Genomic DNA, 23,409 nt, shown 5'->3' on the forward strand with positions numbered 1-23,409 from the left:
ACATCCTACTTGGTCGTCAGGTTGGTATTCCTTACATCATCGTATTCATGAACAAGTGTGACATGGTTGACGATGAAGAGCTTCTAGAGCTAGTAGAAATGGAAGTTCGTGAACTTCTTAACGAATACGAATTCCCAGGTGATGACCTACCAGTTATCCAAGGTTCAGCTCTTAAGGCGCTTGAAGGCGACCCAGAGTGGGAAAAGAAAATCATCGAGCTTGGTGAAGCGCTTGATTCATACATCCCAGAGCCAGAGCGTGCAATCGACAAGCCGTTCATTCTTCCAATCGAAGACGTATTCTCAATCTCAGGCCGTGGTACAGTAGTAACGGGTCGTGTAGAGCAAGGTATCGTAAAAGTAGGTGAAGAAGTAGAAATCGTTGGTATCAGAGATACCACTAAGACGACTTGTACTGGTGTTGAAATGTTCCGTAAGCTTCTAGACGAAGGTCGCGCGGGTGAGAACGTTGGTGTACTACTACGTGGTACTAAGCGTGATGACGTTGAGCGTGGTCAAGTACTAGCGAAGCCTGGTTCAATCAACCCACACACAAACTTCGAAGCAGAAGTTTATGTATTGTCAAAAGATGAAGGTGGCCGTCATACTCCATTCTTCAAAGGCTACCGTCCACAGTTCTACTTCCGTACAACTGACGTAACTGGTGCTGTAGAGCTTCCAGAAGGCGTAGAAATGGTAATGCCTGGTGACAACCTTAAATTCAAAGTTGAGCTAATTGCTCCGATCGCGATGGAAGAAGGTCTTCGTTTCGCAATCCGTGAAGGTGGTCGTACAGTAGGTGCTGGTGTTGTATCTAAGATCCTAGACTAATCTAGACTTAGCAACACAAGCCAAAAAAAGCGCACTTAGGTGCGCTTTTTTTATGCCTGCACATCAGAGGGCGCTTGTTCACTCTAGAACACGCCGTGAACCCATCCATGGGGGCTTCGCAGCTGCTTCCATGCAGCTGAGAGTTCTAGAGTGAACAAGCGCCCCCTTTTGCATCTTTTGAGCCTGTACGGAGAAGGAAGAAATACGCCGTAAAGCCATTAATGGGGGCTTCGCAGCTGCATCCATGCAGCTTGGAGTTTTTTAAAGTGCTTCACTCCCTCCTTAATCGGCATAGCAAGAAGTTTTAGGGGAAAGGAATAACACGCCGTGAACCCATCCCTGCTTTATGTAAGAGCTCCTACACCGCATCCCTGCTTTATGTAAGAGCTCCTACACCGCACCCCTGCGGTGTAGGGGTTCATAGGGCATACACTTACTCCCTTTACTCGGCATAAAAAAGCTAGGCATGTGCCTAGCTTTAGTTTTATTGTTTCTGAGCCAGGGTCGAGTTACATTTGCTCTACTTTGTAACCTTTAGCTTCTAATAGGGCGATTACGCTGTCATCGCCAACTAGGTGCCCCGCGCCTACTAAAACAAACTCTTGGTCTTCATCGCCGAACATAGCTTCGATTTTAGGTAGCCAGTTTTGGTTACGTTTGGTGAAGACATCATCATAAGAAGTCGGAGATTCACGTTTGAAGGTATCCACTACCAACGAGTCGATTTGGTCAGTATCACCTTCTCTCCATGCTTTTATGGTGCTTTTAAGCATGTCTTTTAGCTCTGGTAGGGTTTCCAAGGTTTCAGATATAAGGCGATCTTCTTCACCCGCCCCCATGTTCGCAAGCATGTTGATTTGAAAATCTAGTGACTCTAAGTACTCGCTTGTTTTACCGTCACGTGCAGCTAACTGCATAAAATAGGCATCTACACCTTGGCCAGCTAATTGAGAACGCTGCGCTTCCATGGCCACTAGCATAGAGGCAACCATGCCGGGTTTGAATCGAGCGAGTTGGTCAGCACTTGCTCCAAAATTACTGAGGTAACTGTTAAGCGCCTGATAAGTCTCGTCTGAAATTACGTCTTTCAACGTCTTACCCTCAGCATACGCCAATCCAGCCATCATCTTTTGTTGACCTTCAATATCTGTGGGGTCGGGCATTTTCACTTCGAACACTAGCGTATCAACTTTTTTATAAGTGTCGGTAAATTTGCTAGGAAGTGGAAATTCAGAGATAGGCAAAATGTGGATCGTACCTCCTACGTAAATAGTGTCCTCGCCGTTGCTCACTTTCCAAACTGAAGTTTTGTCGTCAGCGCCGGTAGAGGCAAAAGAGGTGGTCACAGTGCAGAAGGCCAAACCTAATGTAAGTGCTAATTTGCGTACAGAAAAATTTTTCATCTTAATCCCTAATGTGTTTTTACTCAGCAAAAGTTGTTTATGTGTTGCAGCATCCCTTCACGTACTGTTTTGAATATTTCTGCGACGACATGTGGCTAGCATAGCAGACTAAAACTCAGTTGTGCCCTGTACTTTTTCTCTGAAAATGGTGATAGTTGCTTACAAGCAGAAAAAGCAATTGAAAAGAAGTTGTTCGACCAACACTAAAATTAATTGAATCTCTCTTTTTTCGTGTGCACATTGCTAATCAACCATGTGGAGCCGTTCACGTTTTTTTGCTAAAAGCGAAAACGCTAAAAGAAACTAATACAATTTTTACTGTGTTCGCTTGCTCCCATTGCCCTGGCCATTGAATTTTATATGACAACACCCACTCCTTTGCTACCTAAAGCCGCTAGTGAGTCCCTTGAAAAGGGAATTGCCAGTTTTCCAACTTATACAATAGATGATGTTATAGCGGCCACACCTACTACCATTGAAGAGTGGCGTAGCTATATCCAGGCAAGAAATGCCGAACAGAAAAAGAAAATAAAAAGAATGAAGAAAGAGCTTGAGGTAAATGTCGAGCTCTTAAAGCTGGGGCAAGTCGTCGTGAGAAAGCTCACGCCTAGTGTAGTTAGCCCTGAATTTGAAAACAAAGCCTATATAGATGTCCACGGCGGGGCTTTTGTATTGTTCGGCGGGTTACCTAGTATTGAAGAAGGGTTGCTTGTGGCAAGTCGTTTAGGAATAGTGGTGTACAGCGTTGATTATAGAATGCCGCCGACTTTTCCTTCACCTGCAGCCCTTGACGATGTCACCTCTGTTTATAACACTTTGTTAGAAGAAATAGGCGCGCAGAATATTTTGGTAGGTGGGACGTCGGCAGGAGGTGGGCTGGTGCTTTCTCTGGTGCAGACTCTGATTCAAAACAATACCCCTCTGCCGAAGGCCATTTACGTAGGTACGCCGTGGGCCGACCTCACGAAAACCAGCGATAGCTTGGTCACCAACGAATGTATTGACTGTGTTCTTGTAACTTATGAAGGTCACTTAAAAGCCGCTGCGCATTTGTATGCGGGCAACAAAGTACTGTCAGACCCTTCGATATCCCCAATCTATGGTTCTTTTGAGCACTTCCCTCCAACGTATCTAGTAAGCGGAACCAGAGATATGTTTTTGAGTGATACAGTTAGGGTTAACCGCGCCATAAGAGATAGCGGGGGAGTTACGCAGCTAGAGCTTTTTGAAGGACTTCCTCACGCAGCGTATTTAATTTTTTATAAAACGCCAGAATCTGAAACCACTTATCGGTTAATGAAGGCTTTTTTCCAGTCTCATTTATAGGTGGCCCATACGCATATCGACCGATATGCGTATGGAAGAGGGACCTCATCCAATAATTACGAACCAAAAACAACGGTCAATATAGTAACAACGGCACCTATTCCGGCAATTTTAAGCCCATTTTTATACATGGGAAGTTTGGGAATAAACATAAGAAAGGCGGATATAACGAAAAACAGCAAACCTAAACCAAAGCTTATGTTTAGCCAGAAAAGCGGACTGTTGTTAGTTGCCTTGTGTAGCTTGACCATTTTGGAAAGCACCAGGGGATAATCTTTTTTGGTGATGGTGGCTTCGCCCGAATCTTTATCGTATTGGCCCACGTTTAGCACGATGATGTCCGCATTTTCGTCCGTGACCTTGCTTCCCCTTATTTTAAGAAGAGGCAGTAGATCTGCACCTGAAAGATTGGCTTCAAATTGACGAGTTTCTGTTTGCTCGTATTTTAAAATATCGGTGGGGCGAAATATCAGAAGAATTCCGCTCAGCGCATAGACTCCCATAATGCCCGTAAGAAAAAAGCCAAGCCAGCGGTGATATTTACGAAAAGCCATGTGAAATTTTGGTGATGCCATATTTTTATCTATCAGTTTAAACGTTGCGTATTTATAAACGAGAATGAATCTTATTTAAAGGCCTATTGCGAGAAACGAGCCTATATGTCGGATGAAAAGGTCATATTTTAAGGACGCAGCGTTAAATACTTATCTAGCTACCAGTTGAAGTGGTATGAAGAGTGTTAAATAGTTGTGTGTTGATTATACTTTAGTCTTACAATGCGACTATATAGCAATAACAAATGATTTAATTAGGTCTTGCACCTTTAAATGTAACCAAAATAACGACAGTAGGATTTTGACATGCAGTCTATTGCCATCGTAATACTGGGCATCATAGGAATGTTGTTCGGTTGGTTCGTCTATTCTAAATTCATAGCGAGCCGCATATTCCAGTTGGATGATAGTTTTACAACGCCCGCGCATACGATGCGAGATGGGGTAGATTTCGTCCCTACCAATAAGGTGGTGTTATGGGGGCATCATTTTACGTCAGTGGCCGGTGCGGCACCCATCGTTGGCCCAGCAATTGCCGTTTACTGGGGGTGGGTACCTGCAGTACTTTGGGTTGTATTTGGTACGATCTTGTTCGCGGGTGTTCATGATATGGGTGCGCTGTGGGCGAGTGCTCGTCACAAGGGTAAGTCTATGGGCGCGCTGTCAGAAAGCGTAATTGGGAAACGCTCCCGTGCGCTTTTCATGATAGTGATTTTCCTTGTTCTTCTGATGGTTAATGCTGTATTCGGTGTTGTAATTGCTAACTCTTTTGTTTCACAGCCAAATGCTGTTTTTCCTGCATGGACTGCAATAGCAGTAGCACTTATCATCGGGCAACTGCTTAAGCGAAATTTCAGCCTTATCCCCCTATGTATCGTAGGTATAATCGTGTTATACGCTTCGGTGTATGCGGGTAGTTACATTCCACTTAGTTTGCCAGAAACCATGTTTGGCCTGGCGGATAAAGCTAATTGGATAATCATCCTCTTTGTTTACGCGGCTATAGCATCCCTTCTTCCTGTTTGGATGTTGCTGCAACCCCGAGACTTCATTAATGGCATGCAGTTACTGGTAGGGCTCTTTTTGCTTTATGGTGCTGTATTCTTCGCTATGCCAGATATTACGGCGCCTGCATTTAATACGCAGACAGCAGTAGATTCACCGAGTCTGATTCCGTTGTTGTTTGTGACTATTGCCTGTGGTGCTGTATCTGGCTTTCACGGCATTGTATCTTCAGGCACGAGTTCTAAGCAGTTAGATAAAGAAACCGACGCGCGCTTTGTCGGTTATCTTGGTGCAGTAGGGGAAGGGTCACTGGCGCTTATCACTATTGTTGCAGTAAGTGGCGTTGCGTTTGCGGCTTCGCCCGAAGAATGGCATGAAGTGTATAGTCACTTGGGCGCTGGTAGCGTAGGCGCGTTTATTACAGGTGGTGCTAACCTTATTCAGCAAGGCTGGGGCTTACCGGTTGATTTCTCGTCAACTATTCTTGCCGTAATGGTTGTTCTTTTTGCGGGCACAACCATGGATTCCGGTGTACGCCTTCAGCGCTACATTATTCAAGAGTGGGGTGAGATTTATTCCATTAACGCATTAAAAAGTGGTTTGGTAGCAACGTTAGTTGCGGTTGGCTGCTGTTTGCTATTGGCTTTCGGTGCAGGTGGCGCATCGGGTAGTGGTGGTATGATTATATGGCCGCTGTTTGGCTCGACCAATCAGATCCTAGCAAGCCTTACACTGCTCGTTATTTCAGTCATGCTTATCAAGCTCGGCAGACCTGCAAAATACACCCTAATTCCTATGGTATTTGTACTGGTCATGGCTTTCTTCGCAGGGCTGATAAAATTAAAAGAATACTATGTTGAAGGAAATTACTTACTGGTGTTCTTAGATGCCGTGGTCCTCGTTGTATCTGTCCTTGTCATGTTAGAGGCGTTCTCGGTGGTGTCTAAACTAAAAAAAGCGCAGCAGAGCAACTAAAACGTGACACAAAGGTTTTTCATGGTTGACCTCGTAGTCTAAAAAGCACACTCACGAGACAGTCAACATTCGGCCAGTACATTTGTACTGGCCATTTTTCTTTCCTGGTAATTACTACAATCAATTTTGTCGATTTTCTGTCACACTCCACATCTGGTATTATGTACAAGTTTTCTATATTGTTATTTGTGCTTTGAACACAATTCTAGCGCCAAATAACCAGCGAGGCTGTGTGTCAGATATTATTTTACTTGCTCAAAATTTCTTAGCGCTCTTCGTGGAGTCTGCACCTTGGTTGCTGCTAGGCCTGCTTGTGGCAGGCATCATGCACGAATTAGTCCCTGTGACTTTTTTGGAAAAGCACATGGGAAGCGCTTCGTTTGGTTCAATCAGTAAAGCAGCCATTATTGGTGCCCCGTTACCGCTTTGCTCTTGCGGGGTGATTCCAGCTGCACTTGGCTTGCGCCGCAGCGGGGCATCCAAGTCTTCAACCATATCATTTCTTGTCTCTACGCCAGAAACCGGCGTAGATAGTGTTTCTGTGTCTTATGCGCTGCTAGGCCCGCTATATGCCATTGTCCGGCCTATTGCGGCGATACTTAGTGCAATCTATGCTGGCTTAATGGTGCGTTTTTTCGCAGAGCCAGATACACAAAACAAGCATCAACATCAGGTAGACCATTCTCAGTCGGCTTGCTGTTCGTCAAACGCAAAGCCCGAACCACAGGCTAAAACATCCTGCTGCGCCAGTGAGCATTCGTACGATCATGACGACGCAAATCTGGCATCACAGACGGGTGTTATTCAGTCTTCCAAAGTGACTAAAGTGTTCGCTTACGCCAGTGGTAAATTACTTGAAGATATTGTGGTTTGGTTATTGATTGGCTTAGCGCTGGCCGCCGCTATCAAAACCTGGGTACCCACAGATTTCCTTACCCAGTGGGGCGATGGCATTATCGCTATGCTAGTAATGGCGCTGATTGGCATTCCTATGTATATATGTGCAACTGCATCTACGCCCCTAGCCGTTGGCTTTCTCGCTGCAGGGTTATCACCAGGTGCTGTATTGGTCTTTTTAATGGCAGGGCCGGCAACAAACGTATCGACGATGGGAATGATTAAGCAAGAAATGGGCGCGCGCACCCTAGTGCTTTATTTATTTAGTGTAATATCTGCAAGTATCGGATTTGGCTACGTGCTCAACTACTTGGTCTCATCTTTTTCATTGGCGTCTATGATAAAAACTGAGAGTCATGTTCACGAACACGGTGCTAACGTTCAGGTGATTTACGCAATGTGCGCAATGTTGTTAGCTGGGTTGATGTTAAGACTAGGTTTTCAAAAACTGAAAAACTACCGTCAAAACCAGGCGCAGCAATCGGCGTGCTGCGGTTAGGTTATATCTTTCACTCCTTCTTATATTTCGCATGCGCTCTTTTTGTTGTGAATAGAGCGCTTGTATATCCTGTTCTATTATCCATAATAGTCGCTCAATTTATTAAAAATAAACCGCGTATAACCCTACAAGGACGCTTGGAATAACGACATGCTTTTACTAATTGTGTACGTCTTCATTGCACTGGGCTTTTCTTTTTTGTGCTCTATTGCCGAGGCTGTGATTCTAAGTGTTTCATCTGCTTACATTTCGGTGCTGGAAAAAGAGGGGAAGCCTAGTGGTGCCTTGCTTCGCAAGCAAACCGACAATATTAATACACCGCTATCAGCCATACTTACATTAAATACGATTGCGCACACCATGGGCGCTGCTGGTGCAGGTGCACAGGCCGCTGCCGTGTTCGGTGATGCCTACTTGGGCATTATTTCCGCCGTACTTACCTTACTTATTCTTATTTTTTCAGAAATTATTCCAAAAACACTTGGGGCGACCTATTGGCGTGCACTTGCGCCAGTTACTGCGTATTTTTTGAAGTATCTCTCAATTATCCTCATGCCATTCGTGAAAATGTCAGCATTGATGACCAAGGGATTTAAAGAAGATAGCCCGCTTCGAGGTTTAAGCCGCAGTGAATTACACGCTATGGCAGAACTATCTGGTCAGGAAGGCCAGCTTGCAAATCACGAAGCCGTATTTTTACAGAGTTTGTTGAGCCTGCACGAGTTAAAAGTAAAAGATGCCATCACTCACCGTACTGCCCTTTTCAAAGTGTGTGAGACGATGACGGTGGAAGAGTTTTTTCATAAACATGCCAACATTGAGTTTTCCCGCATACCAATATTTGAAGATCAAGACTCAGAAAATATTACTGGATTTGTTATGCGCTCAGACCTGTTGGTGGCCCAAGCACGAGGGAACACAGATAAACCACTTTCTGCATATGCGAAAGATATGGTCACCGTACTTAATACCATGCCCTTATCAGTAACCTTCGAACACTTTATCAATAAGCACGTACATATGCTCTTGGTGGTTGATGAATACGGCGGTTTGGAAGGGGTGCTTACCCTTGAAGACCTGCTTGAGCGTTTATTGGGTGTGGATATTATTGATGAAAAAGATACCACGGTAAGTATGCGCCGCTTAGCAAAAATGATGACAAAGCGCAAAGAGCAGATGATGATAAAAAATGTGCCTGATGCGTCACTTGAAAATTCCCCGAAGAAAAATTTCTCGAAGAAAAAATAATCTGAGGAAAAAGTAGATAAAAATGTCCGCCATTATTAAGGATGATGATATGAAACGTGTTACATGGAAAAAGGTGTTCAGTACTGGCTATTCACAAAAACAGGTTGCTAAGCGAAATGCATTGTCGCTGACTTTTGCTGCTGCGCTCTCTTCCAGCGTCGCTGGAAGTGCAGTAGCTCAAGAGCTCAGCATTCCCTGTGATGAAGTGGAAGAAAAAGCGCTCGCTGAAGCCAAAGATGACGAAGTTAAGCGTATAAGTGCATTTACCCCGGCTGCCCCATTAGAACGAGTCGATCCTAAATACCCCTCTTCAGCAGCCAGAAAAGGTCGTGAAGGCTGGGTAAGGTTGAGCTACGTTATCGATGAAGAAGGCAGAGTAAAAGACCCAGTGGTAGAAGATTTCTTCGGAAGTCCCTCTTTCAAAAAAAGTGCACTATCAGCCGTCAAAAAGTGGCAGTATAGCCCGGCAATTAAGGATGGCGAACCCACTCAGCAATGTCATCAGGCTGTTCAAATGGACTTTTCTATGGTCGGAAAAAGTGGTGCTACGCGTAAATTCATCAAAGCTTATAAAAACGTAGACGATATATTTAAAGCGGGCGATCTTGAAGCGGCTGATGAGGCGTTTCAAGAACTTGAAAGTTGGGATACGCTAAACCGCTATGAAAACGCGTGGTTGCTTAACTTAGAGTCGCAACTTGCAAATGAGCAAGGTGATATTGAAAGGGAAGCACGAAGCCTTACTCGATTACTTGCCAGCAACGGACAGAAGCGTTTCAACAATGCGGTGTTTGATGAAGACTATATAGCTTACGTGCTCCAAAGAAAAATTCTTCTCGATGCCCAGCGCGGGTATTACGCAGAAGCGTTAAAGTCATATAGCGCGCTTCAAGAGATGGATGAGCAGGAAACACGCGAAGCAGAAATTGCGCCAATCGTTGATAAAATTAACGCATCCATCGCGTCTGATATCAACTTACAAGTGCCGGTGAGCATGGATGATGATGGACGCTGGTTTCACACGCTTGTACGAAATAAGTTTGCTTTTAACAACGTTCAAGGCGAACTTGATACCGTTGAAGTGCGCTGTGATACTCATAGAGAAAAATTCACTGTTGCTGAGGATCACATTTGGCATATTCCACAAAGCTGGGGGCAATGCCAGGTTATGGTTAAAGGTGACAGCGACACAACTTTCAATTTAGTTGAGGTTGCTGAAGGGTAAACCGATAAGCCGCATTTTGTTTAAAGGCCTACCGTAAGTAGGCAAAATGCGAACGCAATCATTAAAGTCAGCGAGCCACGTTTCATTAATAGTCGCCAAAACCAAAGTCAAAATTGTCATCAGATTCAATGGTTACCGTTAGCTTCCATTGCTTGCTCGTATCTGATGAAACAGATACAGAGCGGGTGCTAAAAGCTTGCTCACCGTCTACCAGAGGATGCCAGAAACTGACGCGGTATTCGCCTATTGGCAGCATAATAGTAGTTTGTCCTTCCTCATTCGTTTTTCCGAAGTAAGGCGAGTCGGAAACAACGATATAGCCCAACATCCAGTCATGGATGTTGCACCCGATATCGACGACACCGGCTTTTTCAAAACGCAGAGGCTCTGCGGTAAATTCCGTGTAGAGCTTTAGCTCGAACTGCTTGGTAGGAGAAAAAGAATAGACGTGATGAAATAAACTATCTGCGTTTGGAAAAGTCACTTCAGTGCCTGCGGGTACGACTAACACATGTGGCACAAATTGTTTATCTACCTGATTCATTATTGCCGGCTGGTAGGAAGGTATTTGACTCTCATCTAATTCGAATTGCGGAGTGAATAAAAACACGCCGTCCTTCACCAGATTAGCACTGTCGTCTTCCAATAATATTGAGAAGGTTACCATCTCGGCTTTCTCACCTACCGCGATACCTGAATAGGCAATGAGAAAGAAGGCGCTTAAAAGTAGTTTATTTTTCATTTAATCTAATTACCAACGAGGTTAGCTGCATTTAGAAATGCTTTCGGTAAATCTAAGAATAGACCTACTAACACACAACCATATTACACCATTGGTATAAGACCTGCCGTATCTCCCTTTTACTTCACCTTCGGCGAGTATAAATGAACATTAGCCAGGCAAGGATAGTGAACCGCAACTAAACGTGCGCAAACTGCCTAATCAGATTGTGATAAACGTGATGTAATCCATCTAGCTGTTCCCGCTCAGCATTGCCGCCATTGATAAGCGACTGAATACTCTGATCAAGCTGAAAAAGCGTTTCGCGCATGTGCTGGTCGCTCACCATGCTCTGTATCCAAGTGATAGCTGCAATGCGTTCTCCTTTGGTCACTGGCGTAACTTTATGCAGGCTCGATGAGGGATACAGAACTGCACTGCCGGCGTCGCACTTTACTTTTTGCTCGCCGAATCCGGTTTGAATAACTAATTCCCCGCCTTCATAGTCTTCTTTGGGCGTTAAGAAAACGGTCATCGACATATCGCTTCTCAATACATCTGGGGTGTTCGGAATACGCATAATGGCAGCATCGACATGATAGCCATAGGTCTGGGACTCGCTATAGCGATTAAAGCAAGGCGGAAAAATACGTTGAGGTAGTGCGCCTGAAATAACTTTAGGGCTATTGCCCAGCTTGCTCAGTAGCGCGTTAGCAAGTTGCTGAACACGAGCATCCTGAGCGTCTGCCTGACCATTATTTTTGACGCCGGCAGCCATGCCCATTGCCGTACTCTTCCCGTCATTAAAGGGAACCTTCGCCAACTGCTGACGAAACTGAGCCACTTCATCTCTTGTCAGAAGGTCTTCAATAATAATCATTCTTCAACGCTTATAAGATAGTTGTTGGGTAAATAAAACTAGGCGGTTGCCCGCCTAGGTCGTGCTAGCATTAAAACTCGTAGCTAACGGTACCAGTAATGTTGCGGCCATCACCAATATACATGAAGGCGCCAGAACGGTAGGCTGCCGTCCAGTATTCTTCGTCAAACAAGTTTCCAATGTTAACACGGAAAGTCAGTGACTCTGAGTGGTAGTAGTTAGCGAATAGGTTCACTACTTGGTAATCAGGCACTACGATTGAGTACTCGCCAGTTTCAGCGCTATAGCCAGCGGCCGTGTCAGGCTGACCGCCATACATTTCTGATTGATAGCTGTAATCACCACCAAAGGCAAATTTCTCGTTAGGCTGATAACGCATTTGAATATAGAAGCTCTCATCGGCAAAGTTACTTAGCGCTAAACCAAGGTTATCTTCACTGTATGATTTAAGTACTTCTGAGTCCATAAACGCAGCTGATGCCTGAATGCTAAGCTTATCGGTTATGTCACCGCTTAAACCAAACTCAATACCTTCTACGCGGTTTTCACCGGTATTCAATGTGCCAAGCGTTGAGTAGGCATCACCTACACTTTCATGTACATCACTTTTGGTTATACGGAAAAGTGCTGCATTCGCTACTAGCTTTTCATTGAACAGTGACCATTTGGTACCTAACTCGATGTTTTCTACTTGTTCTGGGTCTGCTTGCGATGCTTGCTCAGGCGTGCCACAAATACCGCCGTAACCACAGTTAGCACCTAGGTCAGATTCGCCGCCATTAATATTTGTTGCAGTACTGTAAGAAGCGTAAATATTGCCATTTTCGGTCACATCGTAAACTAGGCCTAAGTGACCGTTGTATAGTTCATCTGAGAACTCGTATAGGTCGCTGGAGGTTTGGTTGCTATAGTCATAACTATCTACACGGAGGCCTGCGAAAACGTTAAAGTTTTCAGTTAATTCAAAAGTATCCATGACATATAGCGAGTAGGTTTCAATATCAAACAGCGCGTCAACGTCGCCACGGGTAAAGGCTTTACCCATTAATGAACCGATATTATCAACTTCATTGCCCTCACCATCTAATAAGCAGTAGCTTTCAGATACGCCGCGTCGACCACTGGTTAAGCAGTTAGATGGATTGGTGTAGTCCATATTAAACACGCCGTTGTCTACAGACTCATCGGTATATTCAAAACCAAATACAAAGCGGTGATCTAGACCTGCAAAATTTGTGTCCCAGAATAGGTTGAACTGTGTGGTGACATAGTCCACTTCCTGCCAGCCTTGATGGTTGCTCAATGAAAGCGTATACGCCCCTGGTGCAGTTGGGTCTGTATCGGCGCGATTAGTACCACTCATACCGGTCGTAATGTATTCGTTTTCCGTTTTACCCACGCGGGTGGCATTGTAGAAGCGCACGTTATCGCTAATGTCATACTCAGTACGCAAGGTGAATGTTGTCACTTCCGAGTTTTGGAAGTCTTCATCTTGCGCGTACACAGGAATATCTTCTAGAGGATAACCTGCGTCTCTATCGTAGTAGCTACCCAAGTCAGGAATGTCTTCTGCATTAAGGTAGTAAAGGTCGCCAGTAAATGACAAACGGTCGGTAGGTTGATTCACATAAGAAAGCTGAACCCCTTCACGATCACGCTCTATACCTTCACGGCCGGGCTTATCTTCTGACGAATAAAGCCCATTTAAGCGCACCGCGCTGGTTTCAGTAAGGGTTTTGTTTAAATCGACGGTTACACGCTTGTGCTCGTCTGTACCAACAGCGGCATCTACGCGGCCAAAGTTATAAGCGGTTGATGCTTTTTTAGTAATTGAGTTAACCGCACCACCTGAAGAGCCACGGCCTGCAAAGGTTGAACTCGGGCCTTTTGTAATTTCAACACGCTCGGTTGCGAAGCTTTCACGGGTTGTCATACCCGGGTCGCGCAGACCATCAACAAATACATCACTACGCGCTTCGTGGCCACGAATAATGTAGCGGTCACCAAAAGCATTACCATTCTCACCCGTACCTAACGTTACGCCAGCTTGCGCTTGTAATATGTCTTTAAGGTCGGTTCTGCCGCTTTCTTGAATTTGGTCTTGAGTAAGAACACTAATGGTTTGTGGTGTGTCTACTAAGTCAGCCAAACGGCGAGGATCACCTGACTTGTTGTAGCGATAGATAGACTGCTGAACGCCATGAATGCGAATGAGCTCTATGGCTTCATCGGATGACGCTTTACATTCAGCAGATGTCGCCTCGTCGCACTTCTCTACATTTTCCTGTGCCATAGCTGCACCGCTGCCAAAGGCAAGCGCTGCGGCGATGGTTTGTGCGCCCATCGTTAATTTAGTGTTTTTCATCATGTTTCCCTTGAGTGTGTGTAAGGATGATGAAGTCTATTTAATTAGTCTGGAAATGTAAATATAAATGATAACTATTATCATTGGTAAAATATAAAAGGAGTTTTAAGCAATAGTTAAAAGAGACAAGGCGTAGCGTAACTTACCAGCGTTTAAAGGAATTTCTTCTACATGTTGGTGTTCTAGATATTAAAGGGGAAAGTCAATCTTAACGATCACGCCCGATTCATCCTCTCTGTCATATAAGAAAAGATGCCCCTTATGGAATGTGGCAATCATGTTGGCGATATAAAGTCCAAGTCCTAGGTGGGGAGAGTGAACAGAATTTTGCACATCGTTCTCTTTTCTTACCGAAACCATAGATTGGGTGAGCTGGTTTTTCATGCCTTTTGGCAAAAGCGGGCCTGGATTACTTACGGTTAGTACAGCCTGCTTGTCCTTCTTTTCAAGAGCGATAAGTATTTCGTCGTTGTCTTGGCTGAAATCTACAGCGTTTGAAATAACCTTATCAAAGAGTTGAGCGACAAGTTCGGCAGAGCCATAAACCATCATAGAACGGTTTGTTGTAGAAAACTGCCACAGTCGCTGAGCGTAGGCATGCTTGTAGCCTTCAACACAGCCCTGTATCACTTCGACAATGTTGAAATTAGCCATGTCTTCTTGCGCAATGGCTTGTTCTAATCGCGTTGCCTCACTCATGCTGTTTAAGATACTACTCAAACGACTTACACCCGATTGGGCCCGTTCTATAAACACCGCCTGCTGGTCAGCATCGCTCACGTGAGTCAGCATATCCAATGACGACTTCACTACAGCGATAGGGGTTCTTAATTCGTGAGATAAGCGAGATGCCATGTTTTCTAGATAAGAGTTGTACTGCTGCAACCGCAGTAGTACATCGGCGAACGAGCGTGACAAGTCACCGATTTCGTCACGCTGATTCGATACTGGCATGGTGCCAATAATTTTCCCATTGTCATCAATCACGGATTCGGTGCTATCGCGAAGGGCGCGAATGCGATTCGAAATTCGCGTGGCGAATAGTAAGAGTCCTAATGTGCCTATGGTCATGACTGCCAAAATAACGTGGAAGAGTTGTTCTAGTGCCCGGTTTCGCAGCGTGCGAATACCATTGGTCGTCTGTTCTACAATGACCGCTCCCATCACGTTTCCTTCGATAAAAATGGGGTAGGCTGCAGAAAGTATTATGGCTTTATTATCGGGGGATAAGCGCCACAGTGAATCAGGCTGTCCGTTAAGTGCTGTCCCTAAATCTTGCCCGGCAAGTGCGTAAGCGTCATCTAGTTCATCAACAAAATCTGAAGGCGGTCTCGTAAGAATTTGATAGTAAATAGGTAGTAACCACTTACTTTCTATCCAATGCCATAGTGAATTGGAAGGTACTTCTTTTTCGTCTACTTTTATCCCAGTAGCAGACTGAATGTCGCCTGCCCGTGCGAGTACTCGTTTGTGCTTATCCACGACCCACACACGAGAGTCGGCATATTTAAGCCCTGCCAATATGCGTTCAATTTCAGGCGAAGGGGTAATAACGGTACCAAGCTCATCGAGTTCTTTGGTGTTCGCTGTGCCAATGGCATATTGTTTTAGTCGGCGTACTTTATCGTCGACATCAACAACAGAAAACGCTAACCCGCTGGTGGTCATAGATAAAGGAAAGCGCAGTTCAATGTTGTAGCCAGTGACGGTTTCCTGCCAGCGCCCCTGAATAGCGAGCGCGTTTTCTATTGCTCTTGTTGTGGCGGTGCTGTCCGAAAGTTTGTAAGCATTTACCCAGCCACTTTCATAGGGGGCAACTACGTATCTTGCTAGCTCACCCAGAGAAGTTTCCAGACCTATGAGCAGGTGGTCGCCCGTTTCTACACTTAAACTATTGGGCTGTCGCCATAGTAAAACGTCATCATTAACTTCAAACATGGCATACAGAAATTGACCATAGCGCCCCACCATATGCTTAAACGATAAACTCGTTGGTTCGCCGTTGAACCCATTGTAATACTCAATAACCTTGTCATTGCCATACTCACTGATTAACTCACCGACCTGCTGCCAGTCGTTAAGTTCGCCATCAAGTCGAATGGGTGATGGAATAGGCGGCGCGTATAGGTCGGTGCCGGGGCGTACGTCTTGAAGGTAAGCTGATTGGCTGTCAAATAAGGCTGGGCGCTCATGAAGCGCAGTGGCGACGGCTCGGGCCGTCCCTATCATGGTTTGCTCTTGACCATTTCGCAGGTACTGTTCAAGTTCCCAAACGTAGTTATAACCCAGGTAGGGGATGGTGAACAGGAACAGCGACAGCACCATAAGCTGAAGACGAATAGAAAAGCGAAATCCCATGGTTTTAGTCGGTTGCCCCTGATGTTTATAGTCGGTTTACTGCGGCCTTAGCGTACACTTTTTAAAGTTGCCAGCGATACCCCATGCCGTAAACCGTATCGATATGATCAAAGTTTGGGTCCAGCTGTACAAACTTCTTACGTATACGCTTAATATGAGACGTAATCGTTGTGTCGTCTACCACCATTCTCGACTCATCCATAAGCTGTTGACGACTCTTTACGTGACCTGGGCGCTTGATTAGCGCATGCAACATCCAAAATTCGGTAACTGTGAGTAAAACGGGTTGGTTTTGCCAGCTTACGGTCATTCTCGACACGTCAACTTTTAAGTCTCCTACTTTCAGCTCATCTTTTTGGTCAGTAGGTGCGGCGAGTAAGTCTGTGCGCCTAAATAGAGCTGCAATACGCGCTAGCAAGTGGGCCATACTAATATCTTTGGTCAGGTAGTCGTCGGCGCCCATTCGAAGGCCACTGATAGTATCTACATCGTTATCTCGCGCGGTAAAAAAGATAATGGGAAGGGTTTGTGAAAGTGCGCGCAACTGTTGACACAACATAAAGCCCCCTTCTATCTCATCTTTCAAACCAATATCAATAATGGCTAAGTCGGGTAGGGTGTGGTTAAACGCCTCGGCAGCAGAAGGCCTATCTTCATAAGCATTTACGCTATAGCCCTGGGCTTTGAGCGCCATGATGTAATTTTCGCGAATGGCCGCGTCATCTTCCACTAATGCAATTGTCTTTGGCATACATTAACCCGCAAATATAAATCTGATAGAGCGCATACTATACCTATGAATGAAACCTATTGCCTAAGTTCGACATAAAATCCATAAGCCTGCCTCATTTGCGCCATATTTGAGGTGCACATGGCAATAACTTCACTCATATAACACCTTTGAAGCTAGCTATTACGCTGCTTAATGCGGCTATATAAAGATTAGAGGGACATGGGCTTCAAAGCATCACTATATTTCCACAATTGAAAACTTTTTCTGCCATGAATGTCGCGTTTAATAGTAGGTGTCTGTTGAACGATATACCGCTGAAAAGTGAGATATTCGATACAGCCGGATGTACTGTGAACACATACTTTATTGGTATGTTGCATAAACAGTACCGTAGAAACGGTAAGGCTGAACTTCTACGTTAAAAAGCTACCCTTTGCGCTGCGTGCTTCCCCAACGGTACGCAGTGCTTTTTTATGCCGAGAAAACGGTATTCGCCGGCTATGAATGTAAACATGCCCTAGTCTTTCGCTTTCATCTCTTCGCTTTTCAATCTCGCAAGTAGACTTGAAAATGGTGTTTTCGCTATTACCTTGTGAAATAGCAGAACTTGATTCAACAGAACTGCTTTAAACAACCACTAAACGCGAGTGTATTCATTTAATAGCATGAACTAGGTTACACTTCGTAAGTTGATTTCTAAATCTCTCTAAAGTTGGTTAGGGCGTGCTGACCTTTGGTGCACATCAAAGGTCAACACGTCTTAGTGGACACACTCTCACTACGGGCAAATCATGAAAGCGTTGGACATTACAGGGTTAACCAAAACCTACAAAGGTGGCGTACAGGCGCTAAAAGGCGTCGATCTTACGGTACAAGAAGGGGATTTTTTTGCTCTACTTGGCCCCAATGGGGCGGGCAAATCTACCACCATCGGTATTATCAGTTCTCTCGTAAACCAAACCAACGGCAGCGTTTCCGTGTTCGGCTACGATTTAACAACGCAGAAAGAGCAGGCTAAAGCATGCATTGGTTTGGTACCACAAGAATTTAACTTCAATCAGTTTGAAACGGTACTGCAAATTGTGCTGAATCAAGCAGGCTATTATGGTGTGCCGCGCAGTGTGGCCAAAGAGCGCGCTAAAAAGTACCTCGCTCAGTTAGATTTGTGGGAAAAGCGGGATGCACGCGCCCGCGAATTATCTGGCGGTATGAAGCGTCGTCTTATGATTGCCCGGGCGTTAATGCATGAACCGAAACTACTTATTCTTGATGAGCCAACGGCTGGCGTAGATATTGAAATTCGTCGCTCAATGTGGGGGTTCTTAGAAGAGATTAACCGTCAAGGGATCACCATTATCCTCACCACGCACTATCTTGAAGAAGCGGAGATGCTGTGTCGCAACATCGCTATCATCAATAAGGGCACGATTGTAGAGAACACCAGCATGAAGGCATTATTATCGAAGCTAAATGTAGAAACCTTCGTGCTTGATATCAAATTACCGGACGCAGTAGAGAGCGACATGTTGCTCTCTGGCTTCGAGCATCGCCTTATTGATGATCACACGCTTGAAGTCGATGTTGAAAAAACCGAAGGCTTAAACCCAGTATTTATGCAATTAAGCGAAAAGGGAATACAGGTCATGAGTATGCGCAATAAATCAAATCGCCTTGAAGAGTTGTTCGTACGTTTAGTTGAATCGGCCAAGCAGGCTGGCTAAGCGGATAACGGTAAAGGTAAAAAACAATGAAAAATGAAAGTACGCCAATGAACACAGAACAAAATGTGGGGTGGTTTAAGCAAAACTACGTTGCACTCACCACCATTTGGATAAAAGAATGCACGCGTTTTTTACGCATATGGGTACAAACTCTTGTGCCTCCGGCTATTACGATGAGCTTGTATTTTGTCATTTTTGGCAGCCTGATCGGTAACCGAATAGGTCAAATGGGTGGCTTTACCTACATGGAGTTTATTGTACCGGGTCTTATCATGATGTCGGTGATCACAAACTCATACGCCAATGTGTCTTCATCTTTTTTCAGCGCTAAATTTCAACGCAATATTGAAGAGTTATTGGTGTCACCCGTGCCCACGTCAGTGATTATCCTTGGCTATGTAGGCGGCGGTGTGGCGCGCGCCATACTTATAGGCATAATTGTTACTTTAGTGTCGCTCTTTTTTGTGGATGTGCAAATACATCACCTTGGTATTATTGCACTCACGTTACTGCTCACTTCAACTCTCTTTGCTACGGCAGGGTTAATTAATGCCATATTCGCTAAAACCTTTGATGATATTAGCGTAGTGCCGACCTTTGTTCTAACGCCACTCACCTATCTGGGGGGCGTATTCTACTCACTTACGCTGCTACCAGAGTTTTGGCAATGGGTAAGTAAAGCGAACCCTGTCGTATATATGGTGAACGGTTTCCGCTATGGGTTCTTAGGTGTGTCTGACGTGAGCGTAACGTTGTCGCTAAGTTTACTTGTGGGCTTCAATGCGCTGCTATTTAGCGTGGCGTACTACCTACTTAAAACCGGCAAAGGCATTCGTAGCTAATGGCAAGTGGTAACTCAAGAGAAATTACAACATCGCAGGTGGGTATTCACGATAAGTTAGACGACTTGGTGAAAAAATATCAGGTAAGTGAAAATAAAAGGCCCATTAGCGATCATACGCAATCAGCCTTCGATGAGGTTTGCGCCTGGCTCAAAGGGGTTGAAGGCGAAGTGATTTTAGATTCCTGCTGTGGTGTGGGTGAAAGTACGGCAAATATCGCCAAAGCGAATCCCCATGCTCGGGTTATTGGTATTGATAAATCTGCACTACGGGTAGACAAGCACGCGTATTACAGCGCGCCGCAGGATAACTATCGGGTGATCCGCGCTGACGTGAATGACTTTTGGCGTTTGGTAAAGCAATCGGATTGGAATATAACACAGCACTTTCTGCTATACCCCAACCCGTACCCTAAAAAGACCCAAGTTCAAAAGCGCTGGCACGGCAGTGCGGCCATGGTGGATTTGATGGCGATAACGCCTAATATTCAGGTACGCAGTAACTGGCTTATTTACGTGATGGAGTTTGCGCAAGCAGCGAAACACTACGGCATGGTGTCAGACTTATCTGAAGTAACCGGAGAAAACCACATGACGCCTTTCGAGCGAAAGTACCGGGGAAGTGGCCAGTCGTGCTGGCAGCTTAATTGTCGTAGCGAAGAAAGCTGATATGGCTTACCCGGTATAAGACTCGTTTAATACCTGTACTAATGCAGACAAAGATAGGTTAATACTCTGACTTACGGGGCAAAGTGATCAATGGCGGTCCACAGAAAACAAGATGGCAGCATCTCGCTGCAACAGTGTTTGTTCTGCTTGATCCGCTTACCCTTTCTGTTTTTGCACAATGCGTTCCTTGGCAATGTTAATGACGGGCATTGGCGCTTCGGACATTCGCCAATGGCGGGCTAAACACGTAGCCTTGTGCATAGCGTATGGGAAGCCGTTTGACGCTTTCAAGGTGCGCCTCATCTTCAACTTGCTCAGCAATAGTACTGATACCATGACGTTCACACAGCAGTAGCAGGTAATCAACATACTCTCGCACAGCGTCTTGTTGGTCGTAATGCTTAATTAACCCACCTGCCAGTTTTATCCCTCTTATTGGTAAATTTACAAGTGCGCGTATATTTCCCGGGCAAGAGCCTACATTATCGATAAACACCCCCAGTCCCGCATGCATGCTTTTTTCAATAAATGCGGTCAAGCCTTTGGGGTTAGATAATGCGGTCGAGGCGCTAACTTCGATGCTTACGCGCTCCGGCATAGGGTAGCTAGCTAAGTGCATGATTAAGGTATTAGTGAGCGCTTCATTATATAAATCCCTGGCAGTGATGTTGATGTTCCAGGGAATATTGACATCGTGAAAATAGCTTGCGCATTGCACAAACATACTTGTAGCGAGCGTGTTTACATGTTGCTCTCGTTCAATAAGGTAAAGAAACTCACTCGGAAGAAATGTTTTATCGCCTTGGGTAATGAGGCGTGCTAAACATTCATATCGCCACACCCCCTGGCTCTGCAGATCCACGATAGGCTGAAAATAAGGCACGATATCTTCGATGGAGAAATTCTCGGATATTTCGCGTATAGGCATAAACCGACCTCCTTGCGTTGTCGTATTAATAGTGCACGTAGGTTTAATTGCTCCTTAACCTTGGCTTGTATAGCGGGTTTAACATCAACACTATTCACAAATTAAATATAGTAGAGAGTCTGAAACTTTGCGGCGCTTATTTTAAAGTAGTAATGTGTGTTACTCAGTTCGCTTGTTATTGGTAAACCGCGTTCCACGGTTAGACGGCGTGTATGTTAACGCTGACTAATCGGTCTGCATTACTGGTTTAGTGCAACGAATTGCTTAGCGCTGCCTCTTGGCGAGCTAGGCAATCTGATGTAAAGTGCGACACCCTGAAAGTGTTGTGATAGTTTTCAGGTTTGGCAACGAATGGACCGCGCCAATATACTTCAGCTTGACCGGTAATTCTTTCGGATAAGCGAGTAAATAGCTGCACTAATATCTGCATGCTAGATGGCTGAACGGAATGGTAAGTGTCAGGCCGGTATCCTACAAGAGCGCCTGTTTATTTCGCCTTGTAAACGTAGAGCGAAATGTGTGAATGTTTTAAGTATGAGGTGTGTTGAGTGGGTGAAGCGCAAGTTAGTTTAGAGCACCTGTTTAGGGTCTTTACCAAACCTGAACACAAAGACTCAAAGCTGGCTCAAATTGAGCAGCATTTATCTGACAATATCTTAGATTTTTTGTCGCAGCACGTGGTGACGAAGAAGACATCGTTAGAAGAAATTGAAAAAGACTTTTCAGACTCGAAAGTACCTGAGTCGCCAGAATTTGTGTCGACGCATGCTGAAAGCTTACTTGATAAGCTCGTCGCGCATTCTGTTAATACCTATTCTCCTACTTTTATCGGTCATATGACCTCTGCGCTGCCTTATTTTCACTTACCCCTTTCTAAGTTGATGGTGGGGCTTAATCAGAACCTAGTGAAAATTGAAACGTCGAAAGCCTTCACGCCATTAGAGCGGCAGGTACTGGGAATGATGCATAACCTAGTGTACGACCAGCCCCAACGTTTCTATGACGAACATTTGCACAGTGCTGCACATTCGTTAGGTGCATTCTGCTCAGGTGGTACTATCGCTAACATCACTGCCTTGTGGGTAGCGCGAAACAAACTCCTTGGCCCTCAAAAGGGGTTTCCAGGGATTGCGAAAGCCGGTCTGGCAGCGGCATACCGGCATCTCGGTGTAAATAACGTAGGCGTGATGTGCTCTAAGCGTGGTCACTACTCTCTGTCTAAAGCTGTTGATGTACTAGGTTTAGGCCGCGACCAGCTACTAACAATCCCGGCGCCACGACAAACGCTAGACCCCGCGAAAGCCCTTCGTATCGGTAAACGCTATCACGAAGAGGGCAATAAGCTGCTCGCCATTGTCGGCGTAGGCGGCACTACCGAAACCGGGCATGTAGACCCTCTTGATGAATTGGCAGACGTTGCTAAAGAATTAGGTTGCTGGTTCCACGTAGACGCTGCTTGGGGTGGAGCAACGCTGTTTTCTTCACGCTACCGCGATAGATTAAAGGGTATCGAGCGAGCAGATTCGGTCACCATTGATGCTCACAAGCAAATGTATGTGCCTATGGGCGCTGGCATGGCGCTATTTAAAGACCCTCAACATGCCAATGCAGTAAGACATCACGCACAGTATATATTGCGTGCCGGCTCGAAAGATTTAGGAGCCACTACACTCGAAGGCTCACGGAACGGTATGGCCATGATGGTGTATTCGGCATTACACATCTTTGGTCGCAAAGGTTACGAGTTGCTTATTGACCGCAGTATTGATAAGGCGAAAGATTTCTCGCACATGATTGATAAAGCGCGTGACTTTGAGCTGACCACTACGCCTACGTTATCGTTATTGACCTACCGTGTGTGTCCTGAAGAAGTACAAGAGAAACTCAAGCACGCCGATGCAAAAACGCGTAACGCTATTAACGAAAAGATTGATGCCCTTGTTGTTGCGGTCCAAAAGCAGCAGCGTGAGGCGGGTAAGTCATTTGTTTCTCGTACCCGTTTAGAAGCGCCTGATTATCCATCTCAGTGCATAACGGTATTTCGCGTAGTTTTAGCCAATCCGTTAACTAGCCACAATGATTTGGCGGCGATATTGGCAGAGCAACACTTGATTGCTAAAGAAACGCAGGCGTGGAAAGAGCTAATGGAATTTGTTCAAGAGTCAGAAAAGGTTGCGTCCTAGCTAGCCGCACATTCAAAATGCTAAAGAAAAAACGCCCGACATTGCAGC

At 45.2% G+C, this 23,409-nt stretch carries 18 protein-coding genes; 10 read left to right on the top strand and 8 right to left on the bottom strand.

The features are described 5' to 3' along the window. A partial coding sequence (locus JC525_RS06485; protein WP_198815098.1) for an elongation factor Tu occupies window positions 1-830 on the top strand: 830 nt, incomplete at its 5' end. Between the two features lie 509 nt (window positions 831-1,339). Here the strand turns inward: JC525_RS06485 and JC525_RS06490 are convergent. After that, window positions 1,340-2,233 (bottom strand): TraB/GumN family protein, encoded by an 894-nt coding sequence (locus tag JC525_RS06490; protein WP_198815099.1) that lies wholly within the window; start codon window positions 2,231-2,233, stop codon window positions 1,340-1,342. A 360-nt stretch (window positions 2,234-2,593) separates the two neighbouring features. Here JC525_RS06490 and JC525_RS06495 point away from each other — a divergent pair, with 360 nt between their 5' ends. Further along, a complete protein-coding gene (locus tag JC525_RS06495) occupies window positions 2,594-3,559 on the top strand; it encodes an alpha/beta hydrolase fold domain-containing protein (RefSeq protein WP_198815100.1) in 966 nt (321 codons plus the stop codon). A 56-nt stretch (window positions 3,560-3,615) separates the two neighbouring features. Here the strand turns inward: JC525_RS06495 and JC525_RS06500 are convergent, their stop codons facing one another. Continuing rightward, window positions 3,616-4,134 carry a hypothetical protein gene (locus JC525_RS06500; RefSeq protein ID WP_198815101.1) on the bottom strand — a complete coding sequence of 173 codons (519 nt, stop codon included), beginning with the start codon at window positions 4,132-4,134 and terminating at the stop codon, window positions 3,616-3,618. 285 nt (window positions 4,135-4,419) lie between these two features. On the opposite strand from JC525_RS06500, the gene JC525_RS06505 reads away from it, so the two are divergent. The 4 genes from JC525_RS06505 (at window position 4,420) to JC525_RS06520 (ending at window position 9,962) form a co-directional block, all read left to right on the top strand. After that, window positions 4,420-6,093, top strand: a complete 1,674-nt coding sequence (locus JC525_RS06505; protein WP_198815102.1) for a carbon starvation CstA family protein — start codon at window positions 4,420-4,422, stop codon at window positions 6,091-6,093. 232 nt (window positions 6,094-6,325) lie between these two features. Then, window positions 6,326-7,489, top strand: coding sequence for an SO_0444 family Cu/Zn efflux transporter (locus JC525_RS06510; protein WP_198815103.1), 1,164 nt, complete (start codon window positions 6,326-6,328; stop codon window positions 7,487-7,489). Between the two features lie 150 nt (window positions 7,490-7,639). Further along, a complete protein-coding gene (locus JC525_RS06515; RefSeq protein ID WP_198815104.1) occupies window positions 7,640-8,737 on the top strand; it encodes a CNNM domain-containing protein in 1,098 nt (365 codons plus the stop codon). Window positions 8,738-8,786: 49 nt separating this feature from the next. Then, window positions 8,787-9,962, top strand: a complete 1,176-nt coding sequence (locus JC525_RS06520; RefSeq protein ID WP_198815105.1) for an energy transducer TonB — start codon at window positions 8,787-8,789, stop codon at window positions 9,960-9,962. 85 nt (window positions 9,963-10,047) lie between these two features. Here the strand turns inward: JC525_RS06520 and JC525_RS06525 are convergent, their stop codons facing one another. The 5 genes from JC525_RS06525 to pdsR form a co-directional block, all read right to left on the bottom strand. Beyond that, the gene (locus JC525_RS06525; protein ID WP_198815106.1) at window positions 10,048-10,704 is read right to left on the bottom strand and encodes a methylamine utilization protein; all 657 of its coding nucleotides are present in this window, start codon (window positions 10,702-10,704) and stop codon (window positions 10,048-10,050) included. Window positions 10,705-10,882: 178 nt separating this feature from the next. After that, the gene (locus tag JC525_RS06530) at window positions 10,883-11,563 is read right to left on the bottom strand and encodes a Fe2+-dependent dioxygenase (RefSeq protein ID WP_198815107.1); all 681 of its coding nucleotides are present in this window, start codon (window positions 11,561-11,563) and stop codon (window positions 10,883-10,885) included. 70 nt (window positions 11,564-11,633) lie between these two features. Then, window positions 11,634-13,928, bottom strand: coding sequence for a TonB-dependent receptor (locus tag JC525_RS06535; RefSeq protein ID WP_198815108.1), 2,295 nt, complete (start codon window positions 13,926-13,928; stop codon window positions 11,634-11,636). A gap of 189 nt (window positions 13,929-14,117) precedes the next feature. After that, complete coding sequence (pdsS, locus tag JC525_RS06540; protein ID WP_198815109.1) at window positions 14,118-16,286, bottom strand: proteobacterial dedicated sortase system histidine kinase; 2,169 nt, start codon at window positions 16,284-16,286, stop codon at window positions 14,118-14,120. Between the two features lie 61 nt (window positions 16,287-16,347). Continuing rightward, window positions 16,348-17,037 (bottom strand): proteobacterial dedicated sortase system response regulator, encoded by a 690-nt coding sequence (gene pdsR / locus JC525_RS06545; RefSeq protein ID WP_198815110.1) that lies wholly within the window; start codon window positions 17,035-17,037, stop codon window positions 16,348-16,350. 773 nt (window positions 17,038-17,810) lie between these two features. Here pdsR and JC525_RS06550 point away from each other — a divergent pair. From JC525_RS06550 to trmB, 3 genes are read left to right on the top strand one after another with little or no spacing between them, the layout of a single operon-like run. After that, window positions 17,811-18,740, top strand: coding sequence for an ABC transporter ATP-binding protein (locus JC525_RS06550; protein ID WP_198815111.1), 930 nt, complete (start codon window positions 17,811-17,813; stop codon window positions 18,738-18,740). Between the two features lie 26 nt (window positions 18,741-18,766). Next, window positions 18,767-19,582 carry an ABC transporter permease gene (locus JC525_RS06555; RefSeq protein WP_198815112.1) on the top strand — a complete coding sequence of 272 codons (816 nt, stop codon included), beginning with the start codon at window positions 18,767-18,769 and terminating at the stop codon, window positions 19,580-19,582. Then, window positions 19,582-20,250, top strand: coding sequence for a tRNA (guanine(46)-N(7))-methyltransferase TrmB (gene trmB, locus JC525_RS06560; protein ID WP_198815113.1), 669 nt, complete (start codon window positions 19,582-19,584; stop codon window positions 20,248-20,250). The genes JC525_RS06555 and trmB overlap by 1 nt, the downstream gene beginning before the upstream one ends. 196 nt (window positions 20,251-20,446) lie before the next feature. Here the strand turns inward: trmB and JC525_RS06565 are convergent, their stop codons facing one another. Next, window positions 20,447-21,178, bottom strand: a complete 732-nt coding sequence (locus JC525_RS06565) for an EAL domain-containing protein (RefSeq protein WP_198815114.1) — start codon at window positions 21,176-21,178, stop codon at window positions 20,447-20,449. A 548-nt stretch (window positions 21,179-21,726) separates the two neighbouring features. On the opposite strand from JC525_RS06565, the gene panP reads away from it, so the two are divergent. Further along, the gene (panP, locus tag JC525_RS06570) at window positions 21,727-23,361 is read left to right on the top strand and encodes a pyridoxal-dependent aspartate 1-decarboxylase PanP (protein WP_198815115.1); all 1,635 of its coding nucleotides are present in this window, start codon (window positions 21,727-21,729) and stop codon (window positions 23,359-23,361) included. The last annotated feature ends 48 nt before the right edge of the window (window positions 23,362-23,409 follow it).

The sequence above is a fragment of the Alteromonas sp. IB21 genome (assembly GCF_016405965.1).
GTDB lineage: Bacteria > Pseudomonadota > Gammaproteobacteria > Enterobacterales > Alteromonadaceae > Alteromonas.